Raw genomic sequence first — 15,844 nt, forward strand, 5'->3', positions numbered from 1 at the left:
CCACCGCGAGCCCGGCGACCTCATCACCGGCCGTGAGCCTGTCCCCCACGAGCTCACCCTCGTCCGCCCCGACGCCGCCGGCCACGTCGCCCGCCGCCCCGCCGGCACCGACGACGACCCCGCCGAGGACGGTCCCCACCACCCGGCCGCCGACGACCCGACCGGCGACGACGTCACCCGCCGCCCCGCCACCCCCGCCCGCCACTGGCACGAAGGCCGACGAGGTCGTCCGGCTCACCAACGTCGAACGGGCCAAGGCCGGGTGCAAGCCGCTCGCCGTCGACGCCCGCCTCACCAGCGCGGCACAGGCGCACACGGCGGACATGGCCCAGAAGAACTACTTCAGCCACACGAGCCTCGACGGCCGCTCGTTCGCCGACCGGATCCGCGCGACCGGCTTCCCGGGCACCTCCATCGCGGAGAACATCGCGGCCGGCGGGACCACGCCGGCGCAGACCGTCGAGATGTGGATGAACAGCGAGGGGCACCGCGCGAACATCCTCAACTGCTCGTACACCCACATCGGCGTTGGCTACGCCGAGGGCGGCTCCTACCGCTTCTACTGGACGCAGGACTTCGGCCGCCTCTGACGCCGGACTTCGTCGGCGACCGCTGACGTCACCCACGCCGTTCCTCGACGGCCGCCCGTGTTCGCGACCGGGGCGGTCGCCGAGGAACGGCGCCAGCGGGTGACGCCGGCCGAGTCACCCGGGCCGGGTCACGCCAGCCGGGTCAGCGGAGAAGCGCTGTCAGGTCCAGCCTCCGCAGCCGGTCGGGGTCGGCGAACACGTCGATCTCGGTGATCCTGCCAGCACGCACCACGAAACCGAGGATCGCGGACGGCGTCATGCCGGTCGGGACGACCACGATTCCCGGGGCTCCGTTGACCAGCGCCGGGCGCCCGAACGGAGCCATCGGCGCGAACGTCGACACCTGGGCGGCGACCGCCCGAGCGCCGCGAACCTCGCCCGACGCACCCAGCCGGTTACCGCCGTCGGCGCGCAGCACGACCTCCGGGTCCAGCACGGCGAGCAGGCGGTCGAGGTCGCCGTCGCGCGCCGCGGCCTGGAACGCGTCGACGAGCTCCCGCTGCCGGGCGCGGTCGACGTCCGAGGCCGCGCCGGCGCCCCGCACCCGGCGCCGGGCGCGGCTGGCGAGCTGCGTCGCGGCGGCAGGTGAGCGCTGGACCACCCGGCCGACCTCGTCGAACGGCACCCCGAACAGGTCGTGCAGCACGAACGCGATGCGCTCGGCGGGGGTCAGCGTGTCGAGCACCACCAGCAGCGCGAGCCCGACGGCGTCGGCGAGCAGCACCTCCTGCTCGGGGTCGGTGGTGTCCTCGCGGCTCACCAGGGGCTCGGGCAGGTGGACCCCGAACTGGTCCTCCCGCCGGGCCCGGCGCGCCCGGAGCATGTCCAGGCAGATCCGCGCCACCACCGTCGTCAGCCAGCCGGGCAGGTTCGCCACGTCCGCGCGGTCGGCGCGGGTGAGCCGTAGCCACGCGTCCTGCACCGCGTCGTCCGCCTCGCTGAGGGAACCCAGCATGCGGTAGGCAACCGCCCGCAGGCGTGGCCGATGGGTCTCGAACTGTTCGGTGAGCGGGTCGCCGCCGCCGTCGGTCATGGTTCCCCCTCTGGATCCGTCATACCGATGACGAACCGCGATGGGCGGAGCTGACACGTCTGGGAGTGACGATGAAACTAGCGATCTTCGCAGCGACCGGTGGCATCGGACGGCATCTCCTCGCGCAGGCGGCGGCCGCCGGCCACGAGGTGACCGCCGTCGTGCGCCGCCCGGACGCGCTGCCGCCGGTCCCGGCGCGGGTCGTCGCCGCCGATCTCGCGACGGCCGATCCCGCGACGCTGGCGGACGCGCTCGCCGGCGCGGACGCGATCCTGTCCGGTCTCGGCGCCCGGGGGAAGAAGGACGCCGGGGTCGCCTGGCGGGGCACGACGGCGATCGCCTCGGCGATGCGCGCGAGCGGCGTCCGGCGCGTCGTCGTCGTCAGCGCGGCGCCGATCGGCCAGGTCCCGTCGCCGGGCCGGCCGCGCCCGCCCCGGCACGACCCCGGCGACGGTTTCTTCACCCGTTTCCTGCTCTCCCCCGGCATCAGGACCGTCCTGCGCGCGCACTACGCCGACCTCGCCCGGATGGAGGAAGTACTGCGCGACAGCGACCTGGACTGGACCGTCGTCCGGCCGCCGCGGCTGACCGACGGCCCGTCGACCACCGCCTATCGCACCGCCCTCGACCAGAACCTGCGCGGCGGCGTCTCCATCTCTCGGGCCGACGTGGCGCACTGCATGCTGGGCGCCCTCGACGAGCCGCACACGATCAGGCACACCATCGGCGTCGCCGACTGAGCCCGCCGGTCACAGGTAGCCGCCGCAGGTCGGGACGCCGGGGATCGCCTGGTTCCGGCCGCCCTGGGCGGCGGCGGTGGCTGGCAGGTACCCCCAGGCGCGCGTGTAGCCGAAGGCGTTGTCACGGGCGACGTCGCCCTTGGTGTAAAGCCACCAGGTGTTGGTGTCGCCCTGGATCGTCGGGTTGGCGCGGCCCTGGTACTGGCAGATCACCCACGCCTGGCTGGCGGCATTCATATAGCCGGAGTCGTCGAGCGGCCCGTCGCTGGTGCTGACGTTCGCGTAGACCGCCGAGCCGGCAATGCTCTGGCAGACCGTAGCGGCTGGTCCAGCTCCGGCCCAGGTAGTCGATGGTCGTCACCGCCGACCGCGCGCAGGCCTCGCCGGCGGACGCCGTCGCGGGTGGTGACGCGGACGGCGACGTGGGCGGCGACGCGGTTGCCGCCGATGGCCCGTTCCCGCCGTTCTTGGCCGCCGCCTCGGCCGGGCTGTCGGTCACGCCCCCGCCGGCCGGTACGTCGCCGCCGTCCGTCCATGGCCGCATCACCAGGACGGCGACCAACGCCGCGAGCGCCGCGACGGCGACGGCTGGCAGGACGAGGGAAAGCGCGCGCCGGCGGGTGGCTCCGCCCGTCCAGCCCGCGGCCGACGGATCCACTCCCGACGGATCCACCTCCGGTCGAGTCGGCCTCGGGCCGGACGGATCGGCCAGTGGCACCCGGCCCGCGACCGCCGCGCCGCCGGATCCGTCGATCCCGGTCAGCGGGACCAGCCGAGCGGAGACCTCCTCCCAGCTCGGGCGCTGGCGAGGATCGGCGGCCAGCAGCGAGCGCACGAGCGCCGCGCCGTCCGGCGGCAGATCCGGACTGTCGAGGGGTGCCATGTCGCCGGCGAGGATGCGCGGCAGGACCTGGAAGACCAGCTTTCCCGGAAAGGGCGGGCCGGCCGTGAGCAGGGCGAACAGGGTGGCGCCGAAGGCGAACAGGTCGACGGCCGGACCGAGCTGGTCGCCGGACAACACCTCGGGCGCCGCGTAGCCAGGGGTGTAGGCCGTCGACATCGTGGCGGCGCTCTCCGCGTCGAACACGCCCGCGATGCCGAAATCAGACAGGACCGGGTCGGCGGGGCCGCGCAGCAGGATGTTGGCCGGCTTCAGGTCTCGGTGCAGGATGCCTGCCTGGTGGGCGGTCGCGAGCGCGTCGGCGATCGGGAGCATCAGGCTGGCCGCGGTCGCGACCGGCAGCGGTCCCCGCGCCCGCAGGGAGTCGCCGAGCGAGCCGCCGGGAAAGTACTCCATCGCGAGATACGGCCGGTTCTCCCTGGTGGTGCCGGCGTCGAACACGGTGACGATATGGGGATGCCCGGTCAGCCGGCCCGTCGCGCGGCACTCGCGCAGGAACCGGCGCCGCGCGTCGTCGTCGTGCAGGTCGGCATGCAGGACCTTGACCGCGACCTGCCGGTCGAAGACCTCCTGGTAGGCGCGGTAGACGGTACTGAACCCACCGCCCCCGACCCGCTCGAACGAACTGTAGCCATCAATCACGGAGTAACTCCACGCGGTGACCGGTTCTCGCCGATCACGCTATACCGGCCCAGGTAGGTCTATACCGGGCGCGCCGCGCGCCCTCTTCGCTCGACCGGATGACGGACGCCTCGGCGCTGGCGGCGCGGCGGTCCGGTCGATCGGCGCGCCGATGGCCGCACCCCGGGAGATCAGGTGGCGAGGACACCTGTCAGCGCGTCCAGGAACGCGGCCGGCCGGGTGCAGGCGCAGAAGTGGCCGGCGCCGTCGATGAGGATCAGCTTCTTCGCCGGCGCCCGCACCTGCTCGAAGTAGGCGACGGCTGGCGCCGTCAGGGTGACCACGTCCTGGGCACCCTGGATGAGAAAGAAGGGCACCTCGAACGACGTGCCGACCAGGCGCGCGTCGAACCGCATGAACTCCGTGAACATCGCGTCGCGTATCTCGCGGAATCCACGCAGCCAGTTCCAGGCGTCGACGAGCGAGTAGTCCGGGTTGCGCAGCAACAACGGGAAGATCAGCTTGAAGATCACGTTGGGGCTGGCCGGGTCGGTCGCCATCGACCACTGCATCCGGGTACCCCACTGCTTCACCGTCCAGCGGGCCGGGTCGTCGCCGATCCGCTCCAGCGCGGCGACGCCGCGGCGGTTGCCCGCCGCCTGCAGCCGCTCATGGGTGTCCCGCCACCCGAGGCGCTCGTTGGCGACCATGTCCACGTAGAGATCGGTGCCGACGTACGCCGAGAACAGGTCGGGGCGCCGCAGCGCCATCGGCAGGCCGAGGATGGTCCCCATCGAGCCGGCCATCAGGACGATCTGCTCCTTGTCGAGACGCCGGCGCAGATGCTCGGCGACCTCGATCCCGTCCGCCACCTGCTGCTCGAACGTCAGTTCCGTGAGCTCCGCCCGTTTCGGCGCGCCGCCGCGGCGCCTGGTCCGCCCGCAGCCGCGACGGTCCCAGTGGACCACCGTGAACGTCCGCTCCCAGTCCCGCAGCACCGGAGTGAACACGGAGTAGGGCGAGCCCGGGCCGCCATGGACCACCAGCAGCACCGGATTGGACCGGTCCTCGCCGCGGATCTGCAGCCACTGCTCGACACCGTTGATCGTGGCGTAGTGGTCGTCCCGCACCGCCACCACCTGAGAACCGGTCACCTGGCTCCGCATCGTTTCCTCCTCCGGTCGCCGATGTCCCCGCGCCACCAACTGTACGACCGTCTTGCACAGATGTACAAGACATTCGTGCAATACATATGTGCCAGACGTTCGTCTCAGACGTAGGGTGAGTGCGTGGGCAACCGGGAGAAGCTGCTGGACGGAGCGCTCGCCTGCCTCTTCGAGAAGGGCTACGCCCGGACGACGGCACGGGACATCGCCTCGGCCGCGGGGGTGAGCCTCGCCGCCATCGGCTACCACTTCGGCTCGACCGAGGCGCTGCTGAGCACCGCCCTGCTCCAGGCGGTCCAGCGGTGGAGTGAGGAGTTCGAACACGCGCTGGTCGACGGCGACGACGCCGCGCTGCCGCCCGAGGCGCGGCGCGCGGCGATCTGGGGCCGCGTCATCGCGTCAGCGCACGCCAACCCGGCGCTGTGGGCCGTGCAGTTCGAGCTCGTCACCGAGATACGCCGCAGGCCCGACCTGGCGGAGCACTTCGCCGGCGCGCAGGTCGCCGCGCGCGAAGGACTGGCGGCGCTGTTCGACGGGATAGACCCGGTGGCGGAGCCGGAGCGGGCGCGACGCGTGGGTGCGTTCTACCAGGCGCTGCTCACCGGCGTGGTCGCCCAGCACCTCATGGACCCTGCGCACGCCCCACGCGCCGAGGATCTCGCCGCCCAGTCCGACGATCTCCACCCGCGGTGACCGGCCGCCTTACCGAAGAACACAGGCCCCAAGGCCGGTCGCCCCGCCGCGGGCCATCCGTCCGCCCGCGGCGGCCGCAGCCGGTCCCGTCAGCCCGTCAGCCCGCCGGCCGTCAGCCGCCGGCCCGTCCGTCAGCCGTCGTCCCCGTAGTCGTGGTCGGGATGGTTCGTGGTTCCGAGCCGCCAGTAGCCGCGGGTCGTCAGGGCGCTGGCTGGGACGCCCTTCTCGGTCAGTAGGTGCCGGCGGATGGTGCGGACGGCTCCCGTCTCGCAGGCGGCCCAGGCATGGGTGCCCGCGGTGAAGGCGGAGCTGGCCGCGGCCTCGACCAGTTCGGCGCCGTATGCCGTCGCGTCCCGCCGCTGGTGCCAGGTGACGGACGTCCGCGCCGGGCCTGGCAACGGGATCACGTCGGCGTCGGCCGCTATCTCGAGATGCACCTCGACCTGGGCCGTGGGCGCAAGCGCCTCCAGCAGGGTCGCGACCGCCGGAACCGCGCTCTCGTCGCCGGCGATCCACCAGCGCTCCGCTCCCGGGTCGAGCTGGAACCGCCCGCCTGGGCCGGCGACGGCCACCCGGTCGCCCGCCTTGGCCCCCTCGGCCCAGGACGCGGCGGGCCCGGGGCCGTGCAGGGCGAACTGCACCTCGAGCGTGCCGGTGGCCGGGTCGAACCGGCGCGGAGTGTAGGTGCGCAGCACCGGTCGCGGAGCGTCCGCCGGCCAGACGAGCCCGTCCGACCCGGGAGTGGGCAGCACCAGGGCCTCACCAGGCGGCGGGATGAGCACCTTGATGTGCGCGGTGGGCGCCTCGACCGCGAACCCCGCCAGGGCGTCGCCACCGAGCGACACCGACAGGAGCCACGGCGCCAGGCGCTCGACGCCCACCACCTCGACAGGTCGCGGCGGCGGGCGCCGCCGCCCCGGGCCAGGCGGCCCCGCGCGCCTGGTCTCGCCGCTTCCGCTTGGCCCGCTTCCTTGCGTCACCATGGACGACCTCCATCGCTCAGCCGCCAGTCCTCAACAGACGACATGCTCACGATATATCGCGAATGCGGTCACGGGAGAGGCCGAGCGATGTCCTGTGAGGAGCGGCTCAGCGGCGCCGGGGGCGGTGCGGTCGGCGCGCGTCCGGAGGTGTGCGCGGCGGGCCGTTCGCCGTTACCGGTCCAGGCGCGCGATCAGGCGCCGGGTTCCAGCGCCGAGACGTAGGTGCCGGGATGGGTCGCGCCGTCCTGCCGCACGAGCGGCCCGCCCTTCCACGGGACCACGAGCTGGGTCCGCTCGTCGGGCGGCGTCAACGCGACGGTGGCGGGGGTGAAGGCAGGATTGCCGGTGCCGTCGGAGGGGCTCGTCGGCAGATAGGTAAGCGTCGCGTGCGCCCGGTCACCGGGAGCCAGGACGATCAGTGTGCGGGCGACCAGCGGCGACCGCACGAGATCCCAGACGTCGCCGCCCGCCTCCCTGAGCTCAACGCCGGGATATCCGTACAGGCTGCACCGGGCCGAGGAACGGTTCCGAAACGTCACGTGCACGGTGCTCTGCGACGTCCCCGCGGGCGGGGGCGCGGAGAGGGCGGCGGCGAGATCCGCCGTCCCGCACCGGCCGACGGCGGACGTCGGGCTCGGGCTGGGCGCCGTGGACGCCGCCGCCGTCCCGGTCTGCCCGCCGGCCGGCGGGGCGTTGCCGCCGGTGTTGCCGCCGGCGGAGCTGGCGGGGCTGTCACACGCCGACAGCCCGGCGACGGTCGCGAGCGCCAGGCCCGCCACCCATCGGTGACGCGGCACGAACGGCACCTGGCGCACAGGGCCTCCATCCGGAACGACGGCCGGCGACCGAGGCGGTTGCCGACCGCGCCATCCTCACGACCGCCGGCGCGACCGCGCAACCTGGGCTCAGGGACCCACGATCGGGGGTTGGGTGCTCCACGGGAAGTTGATCCACCGGTCGGTGCGCCGCCATACGTACTCGCACTTGACCAGCGAACGGGGCTTCTCGTAGACCACCGCCGACCGCACCTCCGCCACCTGGTGCTGAATGAAGTCCCGCACCAGCACGAGCGTCTTGCCGCTGTCCGCCACGTCGTCGGCGATCAGCACCTTCTTGGCGGAGAAGTCGACCGTGCTCGGCACCGGCGGCAGCATCACCGGCATGTTCAGGGTGGCGCCGACGCCGTTGTAGAACTCGACGTTCATCACGTGCAGGTTCTTCACCGACAGCGCGTAGCCGAGCGCCCCCGCGACGAACAGGCCGCCGCGCGCGATCGACAGGATCAGATCCGGCCGGAACCCGTCGTCGGCGACCAGCTGGGCCAGTTCCCTGGAGGCGACACCGAAGGTCTGCCAGTCCAGAACCTCACGCTCGTCCGTCATGCGATTGAACGGTACAGATCTGTCCGCCCAGACCGAGCGGACGGCGGCGACGCCTCCGGGGATGCTCAGGTCCGGGCGGCGGCGGCGAACGCCTCGATCTCGGCAGGGACGTCGGGGCCGGACGGCGTGTAGACCACCTCGGTGACACCCGCGGCGCCCGCCTCGCGCGCCCGGGCTCGGATCGAGGCGGCGTCGCCGGTCCAGCCGGTGCCCAGGATGGCCGGGCCGGCGGCGGCTATGCCGGCACGATCGGCCTCGGTGAGGGTGACGACGTGCCCCTCGTGCACCGCGAGGTGGCGCTGGTCAGCCGGCCGGCTGGCCTCCATCGCGGCCCGCCACTCCGGACCGCCGGGGAGGCTGTCGAGGACGTCCGGGTAGAGCTCCCAGACGCCGTGGAAGCTGGTCGCGAACCACGGCCCGACGGCCTCGACGAGCCGAGGGCTGGTGTGGTCCTCGCCGGGGCGCAGGACGGTTCCGTGCGCGAGCAGCGCCCGCGACTTCCAGTCGGTGAGCGGTACGTCGGGAACGCCGGGGAAGATGACGCCGTCGACGCCGAGGTCCCGCGCGGTCGCGAACCCCTTGGGGCCCATCGGCGCGGCCCACAGCGGTGTGGCCAGCGGGCGGGGCGGCCCCCAGCCGGGAGGGTGCAGCATCTGCGCCGGCGCTCCGTCGATCTCGGTGACCTCGCCGGCGAGCAGCGCACGCACCTGGCGGACGTAACGAGCGAGGTCCGCCCACCTCATCGCGGGGCGGCCCAGCGCCACCCGGGCGGTGAAGCCGGTCCCGAACGCGCAGGTGAGACGCCCGGGCGCGAGCTCCTCCACCGTGGCGATGGCGGCCGCGGTGACCATCGGATGGCGCAGGCTGGGCACCGCCACCCCGGTTCCGAGCCCGATGCGTTCGGTCGCCTCGGCGACCCGGCCGAGCGCGATCCACAGATCGCCATACAGCGCGGGCGAGTCGAACAGCCACAGCCGGTGGTAACCGAGCCGCTCGGCCAGCCGGGCGTACTCGACGACCCGGACGCTCGGCGGAAGCCCGAGCGACAGAACCGGCTCGGCCTGCGCCACCTGCGCCACCTGCGCCACCTGCGCCGTCGACTCCTCGCCGTGCATCGGTGTCTGGGACATGGACGTCGTCACCTTCCGGCGTGCCAGCGGGTCGGCTCCGAAGTCTGACACAACGGACCTGACGGCGCGTCAGATCGGCTGCCCGGCGCCGCTCCGCCGATGGCTGCCCGTCAGCCCGCGACCGTAGATCACCAACTCCGGGTCGGCACGGTTGTGAATCCGGTCAAGTCGCAACCGTGACAACAGGTCCGTGGCGATCATGAATGATCGGACCTCCGTCAGCGGCGGGCGGCGTAGATCCGGCGGACGACGTCCTCGATGTCGGGCTCCTCGACGGTGAAGTCGAGGACCTCGACCCGCTCGGCGATGGCCGCGAACACGCGGGCGGCGGTGGTCACCTCCGCGTCGAAGGCGAGCCGCTGGCGCAGGCCGTGCGCCTCGCTCGACACGTGCCGGGCCGCGGGGATCCCGGTCAGGTCCGGGGACGGCCCGCTGAGGTCGACGACGAGCACCCGCTCGGCGCCGGTCGTCCGCCCGAGCCCGGCCAGGTCGCCGTCGTAGGCGAGCCGGCCATGGTCGATGACGAGCACCCGGTCGCACAGGCGCGCGACGTCGCCCATGTCGTGCGTGGTCAGCAGCAACGTCGTGCCGTGGGTACGGCGCTCGGCGACAAGGAACTCCCGCAGGCGCTGCTTGGACAGAACGTCGAGGCCGATGGTGGGCTCGTCGAGGATCACCAGGCGCGGGGCGTGCAGCAGCGCGGCGGCGACCTCGGCGCGCATCCGTTGGCCCAGCGACAGCTGCCGGACCGGGGTGGTGAGGAAGTCGGCCAGCTCGAGCCGCTCCACCAGTTCGTCGGTGCGGGCACGCTCGGTGGCGGCGGGCAACGCGTGAATGGCCGCGAGGATCCGGAAGGACTCACGGACGGGCAGGTCCCACCACAGCTGGGAGCGCTGCCCGAACACGACGCCGACCTGGCGGGCGAGCCGGCGCCGGTCCTTGACCGGACGCAGGCCGCAGGTGGTCACCGTGCCGCTCGTGGGCACGAGGATGCCGGTCAGCATCTTGATCGTGGTGGACTTGCCGGCCCCGTTGGCGCCGATGTAGCCGACGGCCTCGCCGGGTTCGATGCGCACGGTCAGGTCGTCGACGGCGGTCAGCCGCCGTCGGCGCCGCCCGTCACGGACGAAGAACTCCCTGGTCAGCCCCCTGGTCTCGACGATCGCGCTCATCCGCTCATCCGCCCGCCGGCCATGCCCTCGTCCGCCTCCCTCATCCGCCGCCACCGCGGTAGTGCCGGACGCCCCAGCGCCAGCACAGCAGCGCCATGGCCCACGCCCAGAGCGCGGCGAGGGGCCCGCACCACCCCAGCCAGCTTGGCAGCCACGCGGGCGCCGGCAGATCGAGCAGCCGCAGCGTCGGCAGGAAGCCGGTGAAGGCCATCGGGAAGACGAACCCGAACACCACCTTGAGGGGGCGCGACCACACCGACGCCGGCTGGGTGGCGGCATAACGGCCGCCGTAGACGAACGCGTTGGTCATCTCCGCGCCGTCGATGAGGAAGAACTGCAGGGCGCCCGCCCAGACGAACATCGCCGCGAACGTCGCGCAGCCGCTGACGAACGCGACTGTCAACAGGGCGACGGCGCCGACGTCCCAGGCGATGTCGTTGACGGCGAGACCGGCGATGACCGCGACCAGGCCGACGGCCGCGCGGGCCAGCCGCCGCAGGGTGATGTCGCTGGTGACCAGCTGCAGCAGCAGCGGCTGCGGCCGCAGGTAGAACACGTCGAGGGTGCCGGCGCGCACGTAGGCGGGCAGGTTGTCGCAGTGCCCGACGGCGAGGTCGGCGAGCGAGAAGGCCAGGTCGGCAAGACCAAACACCAGCAGGATCTGGTGGAACTCCAGCCCACCGAGCCGGGTGACGGCGTGGAACAGCACCCAGACCTCGGCCAGCTCGACGAGGGCGGCCAGGAACGAGCTGATCAGGTCGAGGGCGAAGTTCGCCCGGTAGGAGGTCTGGGACCTGGCCCGGGAGGCGAGCACCGCCCGGTAGGGCCGCAGCCGGGCCCGCGGCGCAAGCCCCTCAGCCATGCTGTACCTCAGGAGGCCGCGCCTGCGCCACCCTGCGCCTCATCCGCCCTGCACCTCCAGATGGCGCCGGCCGGCGCGGGTCAGCATCTGGCCGAGGCCGCCGATGGCGGCCAGCCACGCGGCCTGCGCCGCGAGCAGGGTCAGCGCGCCCGTCGGGCCGACCCGACCCGCGAGGATGTCGATCGGGTACATCATCATCGACGGGAACGGCGTCGACTGAGCGGCGAGCTCCAGCCAGCGCGGAAACAGCCGGATAGGGACGAACAGCCCAGCCAGGAATCCCGAGACCACCATGTAGCAGATCTGCAAGCCACGGGTCTCCACCAGCCAGAAACCTGCGACTCCGACAAGGTAGGCGGTCGCGATGGAGATCACGATTCCGAGCAGCAGGCTTACCGCGCCGAGCGGGTACGCCGTGGCCGAGGCGGGCAGCGCCATCCCGACGAACGTGCCGATCACGAGCATCGGGATCCCGCGCGGGACCAGCGCGAACAGTGCTCGCCCGAGCTCGGTCGTGACCTCGGCGGCCTGCACGTCCAGCGGGCGCAGGAAGTCGACCGAGACCTGGCCATTCTTGATCCGTTCGGCGATGTCCGTCCGACCGGAGAGGTTGATCGAGCCGAGCAGCGCCTGGGAAAGCCAGATGTAGGTGCTCATCCGACCGATGTCGTACCCCGCGACGTCACCGCCCGCCGCACGCACCGTCGCGAACAGGACCGCCACTTTGAGAAGCCCGAACGTCGCGTTCGCGACGAGCCCGCCCAACGCCGCCAGACGGTAGGTGGACTGGCGACGAAACCCCGCCACCAACAGACGCCAGTACACCCGGGCCATCGCACGCATCGGAGAGCGGACGGTACGACCGGTCGCGACCATCCCACGACCCGGCGCAGCCTGGCCGGTTGTCAGTCTGATGGCCCGCCGCCTACAGGGCGGCGGCGATCCTCCGGAGGACCTCGATCGTCCGTTCCGGAGTGCAGCTGTCGAGGCTCAGCTGGTTCATGGCGATCGTGTACCGGTCCACGTCCTCGCGCTTGTCCAGGTAGGCGGCGCCGGACAGCCGTTCGAGGTAGACGACATCCGTCATGTCGACGTCGGGGAAGCGCAGGATGCTGAACGCCCCGCCGTCGGCGGCGTGGCTGCCGACGTCGAACGGCATCACCTGCAGGGTCAGCTGCGGCTGGTCCGTCAGTTCGAGAAGATGCTCGATCTGCGTCCGCGCGACCTTCGCGCCGCCGATGGGTCGACGCAGCGCGGCCTCGTCGATCACGGCCCACAGGCGCGGGGCGTCCGGCCGGGTCAGCAGCTTCTGCCGGTTCATCCGGACGTCGACGCGCCCGTCGATGACCTCCCGGGGCATCCCCCGGTTGCCGCCGGCGATGACCGCGCGCGCATAGCCCTCGGTCTGGAGCAGGCCGGGAACGAACTGGAGCTCGTAGGTCCGGATGAGCGAGGCCGACTCCTCCAGGCCGATATAGGGCTGGAACCAGCTGGGAAGGACGTCGGAGTAGGGCTGCCACCAGCCCTGCTCGTTGGCCGCGCGAACCAGCGCCAGCACCTGCTCGCGCTCGGTCTCGCCGGTCACGCCGTAGAGCGTCAACAGGTCCTCGACGTCGCGTTTCTTGAAACTGACGCGGCCCAGCTCCAGCCGGCTCATCTTCGACTCGGAGGCACGGATGTGGTACCCCGCCTCCTCGCGGCCGATCCCCCTGCTCTCCCGGAGCCGCCGCAACTGGGAACCGAGCAGGATGCGACGCACGGTCGGCCCGCCACCCCCAGGAACAGACACGGCCGCTTCCCTCGATCCCGATCGCCCAGAAGTTCAGGTGTCAGCATATCGGAATGCCGTGGTTCCCCGTTGTCACCGGTACACCGGAAGTGGTGGAAACGGCGCCGTGTTCACAGCATGACGGGCCGGGGGTCGGCGAGAGCCGCGCCCGATCGCGGGAACGCACCGGTCCGGCCGCGGGAAGAAATGAGCCGCGCGGTTTCGTTCCGCAACTTCGCAGCACACGACACAAATACTGTGCGTGCAATCACAACGCGCGACGCGTGTTCACGCGCAGGGCCGCTCACGCAAGTGCCGGAGGTCCCGCCACACCGTCTCCGCTGGCCACGCAGCGTCGACCGGCCAAGCGCTGTCAGCCATGGACGCGACGCGCTGGGCGTCGGTACAGTCGCTTTCCGGGCACCTGGTGACGCAAGCGGGCGCGCCAGGCCTGTCGGCACGTCCCGTCCCCAGCACTGGAGCGGTCCATGAGCACCGACGAGCGGACGGCCGTCGAGGCCGACCCGAGCTACGACCCGCACATTCCGCACGGCGCCAGGATCTGGAACTACTGGGTGGGCGGGAAGGACAACTTCCCGGCGGACCGGGAGGTCGCCGAGGCGGCCATCGCCGCGTACCCCGGAATCGTGGCGATCGCCCGCGAGTCCCGCAACGCGCTGGCCCGGGTCGTGCGCTTCCTCGTCGAGGAGGCGGGTATCCGCCAGTTCCTCGACGTCGGGACCGGGCTACCGACCGAGAACAACACGCATGAGGTCGCCCAGCGGATCGCCCCGGAATGCCGGATCGTCTATGTCGACAACGACCCGCTGGTACTGAGGCAGGCCCGCGCGTTGTTGACCAGCACACCCGAGGGTACGACGACCTATCTCGAGGCCGACGTGCGCGAACCCGAGACGATCCTTGAGCAGGCCGCCGCGACGCTCGACTTCGAGAAGCCGGTCGGCCTGATTCTGTTCGGCGTTCTCGGGGCGGCCGTCAAGGATACCGACGAGGCCTACGGCATTGTCCGTCGCATCCTCGCGAGCCTGGTCCCGGGAAGCTACGTCGCCATCAACGACAGCGTGCACGGCGACGCGGACAAGGCGGCCGACGCCGTCGCCGAGGGCGGATATGAATACACCGTCCGCGACTACCAGGAAATAATGCGTTTCTTCGACGGCACGGAGCTCGTCGAGCCGGGCCTGGTTCCGAACCCCCAGTGGCGACCGGACGTTCCGGGCGCCGAGCCGCTGCCGTCCCACTGCGGGGTGGGACGCAAGCTCTAGGCGGCCGCCGGGGGCGGACCCGGCGGTTCTCGTCCGCGAGCAGGTCAGGCGGAGACGAGCTCGAAAAGCCGGGCCGCGACGTCGACCGGCGTCGGCATGGCGCGCATCTCCGCCCGGACCTCCTGGGCACGCCCGCGCAGCTGCTCGTCACCCACGAGCGCGTCGAGGACGCTGGCCGGCAGGTCGGGGTCGACCGCCAGGTCGAGCGCCATGCCCACGCCGCGCTTCACCACCAGGTCGGCCGTGTGCTGGTGGTCGAACAGGTGCGGGATGACCAGCTGCGGTATGCCGGCGTCGAGCGCGCCCATGCAGGTGCCGGCACCGCCGTGGTGGACGACCGCCGCGCAGGTGGGCAGCAGCTGGGTCAGCGGCGTGTACCCGATGACCCGCACGTTGTCGGGGAGCTTGCCGAGAACCCCCGGGTCGAGCGCGCCCAGTGCCAGCACGAACTCGGCGTCGACGCTGTCCGCCCGATCGATGATCCGCCCGACCACGCCATGCTCGCCGGACCGCACCAGCTCCGGAATCAGGTTGCCGAGCGTCACGGCCACCCGGGGGCGCGACGGCGGCTCGCTGAGCCAGTCGGGCACCCGGGCGCCGCCGTTGTAGGGGATGTAACGCATCGGCCAGCCCTGTGGCTCCTCGAGAAGCATGCTGGGCGGCGCGACGTCGATCGCGTACCGGCTCGCGGGCAGGTCCACCCCGTGCCGGTCGAACACCTCGCTGCCGAGGGTCCGCAGCAGCGGGTCGATGCCCGCGGTGCGCAGGAATCCGAAGCCATGCTCGACGGCGGGGACGTCCAGTTTCGCGGCCGCGGCCAGCGCACCGACGGTCATCGGCCCGTAGACGATCACATCGGGCCGCCACTGCTCGGCGAGCGCGACGAAGCGATGCATCATCTCGAAGAGCTCGGCGATGTCCGCCTCGGGCAACAGCTCGCTGACGCGCGGCAGGAAGCCGGCGTACGAGGGAGCCTCGGCGAGCGGGTCCGGCGTGGGCGTGGGCGTGGGTGCCGGCGACGGCGCGGCGGGCCCGGTCCGGGCCGACGGCGTCTCGGCGGGCCTCGGCTGGGCGGCCTGCCCCTGCTGAGCGGGCGGGTCCGCGTCCGGACCGCCGTCTGGAGCGGCGAGCGCGGACAGGTCGAAGGCCCTCAGGAAGTCCGCGATGCCACGGCCAGGCAGGAGATCGGCCATCGGTAGGCCGGCTTCGGTCACCTTCACCACGTCGCCGCCGCTCGCCACCAGAACGTCGGCGCCGGCAGCCCGCAGTGCCCAGCACAGCGGCACCGTCGGAAGGGCATGGCTCAGCTCGGGAAGTGTCGCCACCAGCACTCGCATCTTTACCTGCCGTCTGTCCCGGTTCGCATCGCTACCACCACCGACCCTATGAGCAGCGCCGCGCCGGCTCACACGGGCCTCCGGACACCGGCGCGGGCCGCAGCGAGGGCCGGATGCGCACCGCTCTGTCGACCATGGAAAGATTGGCACGCTTGACCGTTTTGTGAGTGTTCGCGCCGA

17 protein-coding genes are annotated in these 15,844 nt (G+C 72.3%); 4 read left to right on the forward strand and 13 right to left on the reverse strand.

Annotated elements, in window-relative coordinates; translation table 11 throughout:
- The first annotated feature begins 32 nt into the window (after window positions 1-32).
- Window positions 33-590: a CAP domain-containing protein gene (locus FRCN3DRAFT_RS0238095; protein WP_232794386.1), complete on the forward strand. Its 558-nt coding sequence runs from the start codon at window positions 33-35 to the stop codon at window positions 588-590.
- 142 nt (window positions 591-732) lie between these two features.
- Here the strand turns inward: FRCN3DRAFT_RS0238095 and sigJ are convergent, their stop codons facing one another.
- Window positions 733-1,623: an RNA polymerase sigma factor SigJ gene (gene sigJ, locus FRCN3DRAFT_RS0238100; RefSeq protein ID WP_007510542.1), complete on the reverse strand. Its 891-nt coding sequence runs from the start codon at window positions 1,621-1,623 to the stop codon at window positions 733-735.
- Window positions 1,624-1,694: 71 nt separating this feature from the next.
- Here sigJ and FRCN3DRAFT_RS0238105 point away from each other — a divergent pair, with 71 nt between their 5' ends.
- Window positions 1,695-2,363, forward strand: coding sequence for an NAD(P)-dependent oxidoreductase (locus tag FRCN3DRAFT_RS0238105; RefSeq protein ID WP_007510541.1), 669 nt, complete (start codon window positions 1,695-1,697; stop codon window positions 2,361-2,363).
- Between the two features lie 121 nt (window positions 2,364-2,484).
- Here the strand turns inward: FRCN3DRAFT_RS0238105 and FRCN3DRAFT_RS48260 are convergent, their stop codons facing one another.
- Window positions 2,485-3,906, reverse strand: a complete 1,422-nt coding sequence (locus tag FRCN3DRAFT_RS48260) for a serine/threonine-protein kinase (RefSeq protein WP_007510539.1) — start codon at window positions 3,904-3,906, stop codon at window positions 2,485-2,487.
- 170 nt (window positions 3,907-4,076) lie between these two features.
- Window positions 4,077-5,051: an alpha/beta fold hydrolase gene (locus FRCN3DRAFT_RS0238115; RefSeq protein ID WP_007510537.1), complete on the reverse strand. Its 975-nt coding sequence runs from the start codon at window positions 5,049-5,051 to the stop codon at window positions 4,077-4,079.
- 123 nt (window positions 5,052-5,174) lie between these two features.
- On the opposite strand from FRCN3DRAFT_RS0238115, the gene FRCN3DRAFT_RS0238120 reads away from it, so the two are divergent.
- Window positions 5,175-5,744 (forward strand): TetR/AcrR family transcriptional regulator, encoded by a 570-nt coding sequence (locus FRCN3DRAFT_RS0238120; protein ID WP_007510535.1) that lies wholly within the window; start codon window positions 5,175-5,177, stop codon window positions 5,742-5,744.
- A 131-nt stretch (window positions 5,745-5,875) separates the two neighbouring features.
- Here the strand turns inward: FRCN3DRAFT_RS0238120 and FRCN3DRAFT_RS0238125 are convergent, their stop codons facing one another.
- From FRCN3DRAFT_RS0238125 to FRCN3DRAFT_RS0238165, 9 genes are all read right to left on the reverse strand, one after another.
- A complete protein-coding gene (locus tag FRCN3DRAFT_RS0238125; protein WP_035931162.1) occupies window positions 5,876-6,625 on the reverse strand; it encodes a siderophore-interacting protein in 750 nt (249 codons plus the stop codon).
- A gap of 293 nt (window positions 6,626-6,918) precedes the next feature.
- The gene (locus FRCN3DRAFT_RS48265) at window positions 6,919-7,542 is read right to left on the reverse strand and encodes a DUF4232 domain-containing protein (protein ID WP_007510531.1); all 624 of its coding nucleotides are present in this window, start codon (window positions 7,540-7,542) and stop codon (window positions 6,919-6,921) included.
- A 90-nt stretch (window positions 7,543-7,632) separates the two neighbouring features.
- Window positions 7,633-8,109: a phosphoribosyltransferase gene (locus tag FRCN3DRAFT_RS0238135; RefSeq protein ID WP_007510529.1), complete on the reverse strand. Its 477-nt coding sequence runs from the start codon at window positions 8,107-8,109 to the stop codon at window positions 7,633-7,635.
- Between the two features lie 65 nt (window positions 8,110-8,174).
- Window positions 8,175-9,239, reverse strand: coding sequence for an LLM class flavin-dependent oxidoreductase (locus FRCN3DRAFT_RS0238140; RefSeq protein ID WP_051467447.1), 1,065 nt, complete (start codon window positions 9,237-9,239; stop codon window positions 8,175-8,177).
- Between the two features lie 69 nt (window positions 9,240-9,308).
- Window positions 9,309-9,440, reverse strand: a complete 132-nt coding sequence (locus FRCN3DRAFT_RS57290) for a hypothetical protein (RefSeq protein ID WP_007510527.1) — start codon at window positions 9,438-9,440, stop codon at window positions 9,309-9,311.
- 17 nt (window positions 9,441-9,457) lie between these two features.
- Window positions 9,458-10,411 carry an ABC transporter ATP-binding protein gene (locus FRCN3DRAFT_RS0238150; RefSeq protein WP_007510526.1) on the reverse strand — a complete coding sequence of 318 codons (954 nt, stop codon included), beginning with the start codon at window positions 10,409-10,411 and terminating at the stop codon, window positions 9,458-9,460.
- Between the two features lie 40 nt (window positions 10,412-10,451).
- Complete coding sequence (locus FRCN3DRAFT_RS0238155; protein ID WP_007510525.1) at window positions 10,452-11,273, reverse strand: ABC transporter permease; 822 nt, start codon at window positions 11,271-11,273, stop codon at window positions 10,452-10,454.
- Window positions 11,274-11,312: 39 nt separating this feature from the next.
- Window positions 11,313-12,116, reverse strand: a complete 804-nt coding sequence (locus FRCN3DRAFT_RS0238160; RefSeq protein WP_007510524.1) for an ABC transporter permease — start codon at window positions 12,114-12,116, stop codon at window positions 11,313-11,315.
- Between the two features lie 82 nt (window positions 12,117-12,198).
- Entirely contained in the window at window positions 12,199-13,062 is an 864-nt protein-coding gene (locus FRCN3DRAFT_RS0238165) for a helix-turn-helix domain-containing protein (protein ID WP_007510523.1), read from the reverse strand.
- Between the two features lie 467 nt (window positions 13,063-13,529).
- On the opposite strand from FRCN3DRAFT_RS0238165, the gene FRCN3DRAFT_RS0238170 reads away from it, so the two are divergent.
- Window positions 13,530-14,327: an SAM-dependent methyltransferase gene (locus tag FRCN3DRAFT_RS0238170; protein ID WP_007510522.1), complete on the forward strand. Its 798-nt coding sequence runs from the start codon at window positions 13,530-13,532 to the stop codon at window positions 14,325-14,327.
- Window positions 14,328-14,371: 44 nt separating this feature from the next.
- Here the strand turns inward: FRCN3DRAFT_RS0238170 and FRCN3DRAFT_RS0238175 are convergent, their stop codons facing one another.
- On the reverse strand, window positions 14,372-15,664 hold the full coding sequence (locus FRCN3DRAFT_RS0238175; RefSeq protein WP_007510520.1) for a nucleotide disphospho-sugar-binding domain-containing protein: 1,293 nt from the start codon (window positions 15,662-15,664) through the stop codon (window positions 14,372-14,374).
- Window positions 15,665-15,844: the final 180 nt, after the last annotated feature.

Origin of the sequence: Pseudofrankia saprophytica, from assembly GCF_000235425.2 — a bacterium.
GTDB classification, from domain to species: Bacteria; Actinomycetota; Actinomycetes; order Frankiales; family Frankiaceae; genus Pseudofrankia; species Pseudofrankia saprophytica.

Bases quoted from the DNA above. Each gene is read 5' to 3' on its own strand.
- FRCN3DRAFT_RS0238150 (WP_007510526.1), bottom strand. From the start codon at position 10,411: ATGAGCGCGATCGTCGAGACCAGGGGGCTGACCAGGGAGTTCTTCGTC.
- FRCN3DRAFT_RS0238170 (WP_007510522.1), top strand. From the start codon at position 13,530: ATGAGCACCGACGAGCGGACGGCCGTCGAGGCCGACCCGAGCTACGAC.
- FRCN3DRAFT_RS0238105 (WP_007510541.1), top strand. From the start codon at position 1,695: ATGAAACTAGCGATCTTCGCAGCGACCGGTGGCATCGGACGGCATCTC.
- sigJ (WP_007510542.1), bottom strand. From the start codon at position 1,623: ATGACCGACGGCGGCGGCGACCCGCTCACCGAACAGTTCGAGACCCAT.
- FRCN3DRAFT_RS0238135 (WP_007510529.1), bottom strand. From the start codon at position 8,109: ATGACGGACGAGCGTGAGGTTCTGGACTGGCAGACCTTCGGTGTCGCC.
- FRCN3DRAFT_RS0238115 (WP_007510537.1), bottom strand. From the start codon at position 5,051: ATGCGGAGCCAGGTGACCGGTTCTCAGGTGGTGGCGGTGCGGGACGAC.
- FRCN3DRAFT_RS57290 (WP_007510527.1), bottom strand. From the start codon at position 9,440: ATGATCGCCACGGACCTGTTGTCACGGTTGCGACTTGACCGGATTCAC.
- FRCN3DRAFT_RS0238140 (WP_051467447.1), bottom strand. From the start codon at position 9,239: ATGTCCCAGACACCGATGCACGGCGAGGAGTCGACGGCGCAGGTGGCG.
- FRCN3DRAFT_RS0238175 (WP_007510520.1), bottom strand. From the start codon at position 15,664: ATGCGAGTGCTGGTGGCGACACTTCCCGAGCTGAGCCATGCCCTTCCG.
- FRCN3DRAFT_RS0238155 (WP_007510525.1), bottom strand. From the start codon at position 11,273: ATGGCTGAGGGGCTTGCGCCGCGGGCCCGGCTGCGGCCCTACCGGGCG.
- FRCN3DRAFT_RS0238160 (WP_007510524.1), bottom strand. From the start codon at position 12,116: ATGCGTGCGATGGCCCGGGTGTACTGGCGTCTGTTGGTGGCGGGGTTT.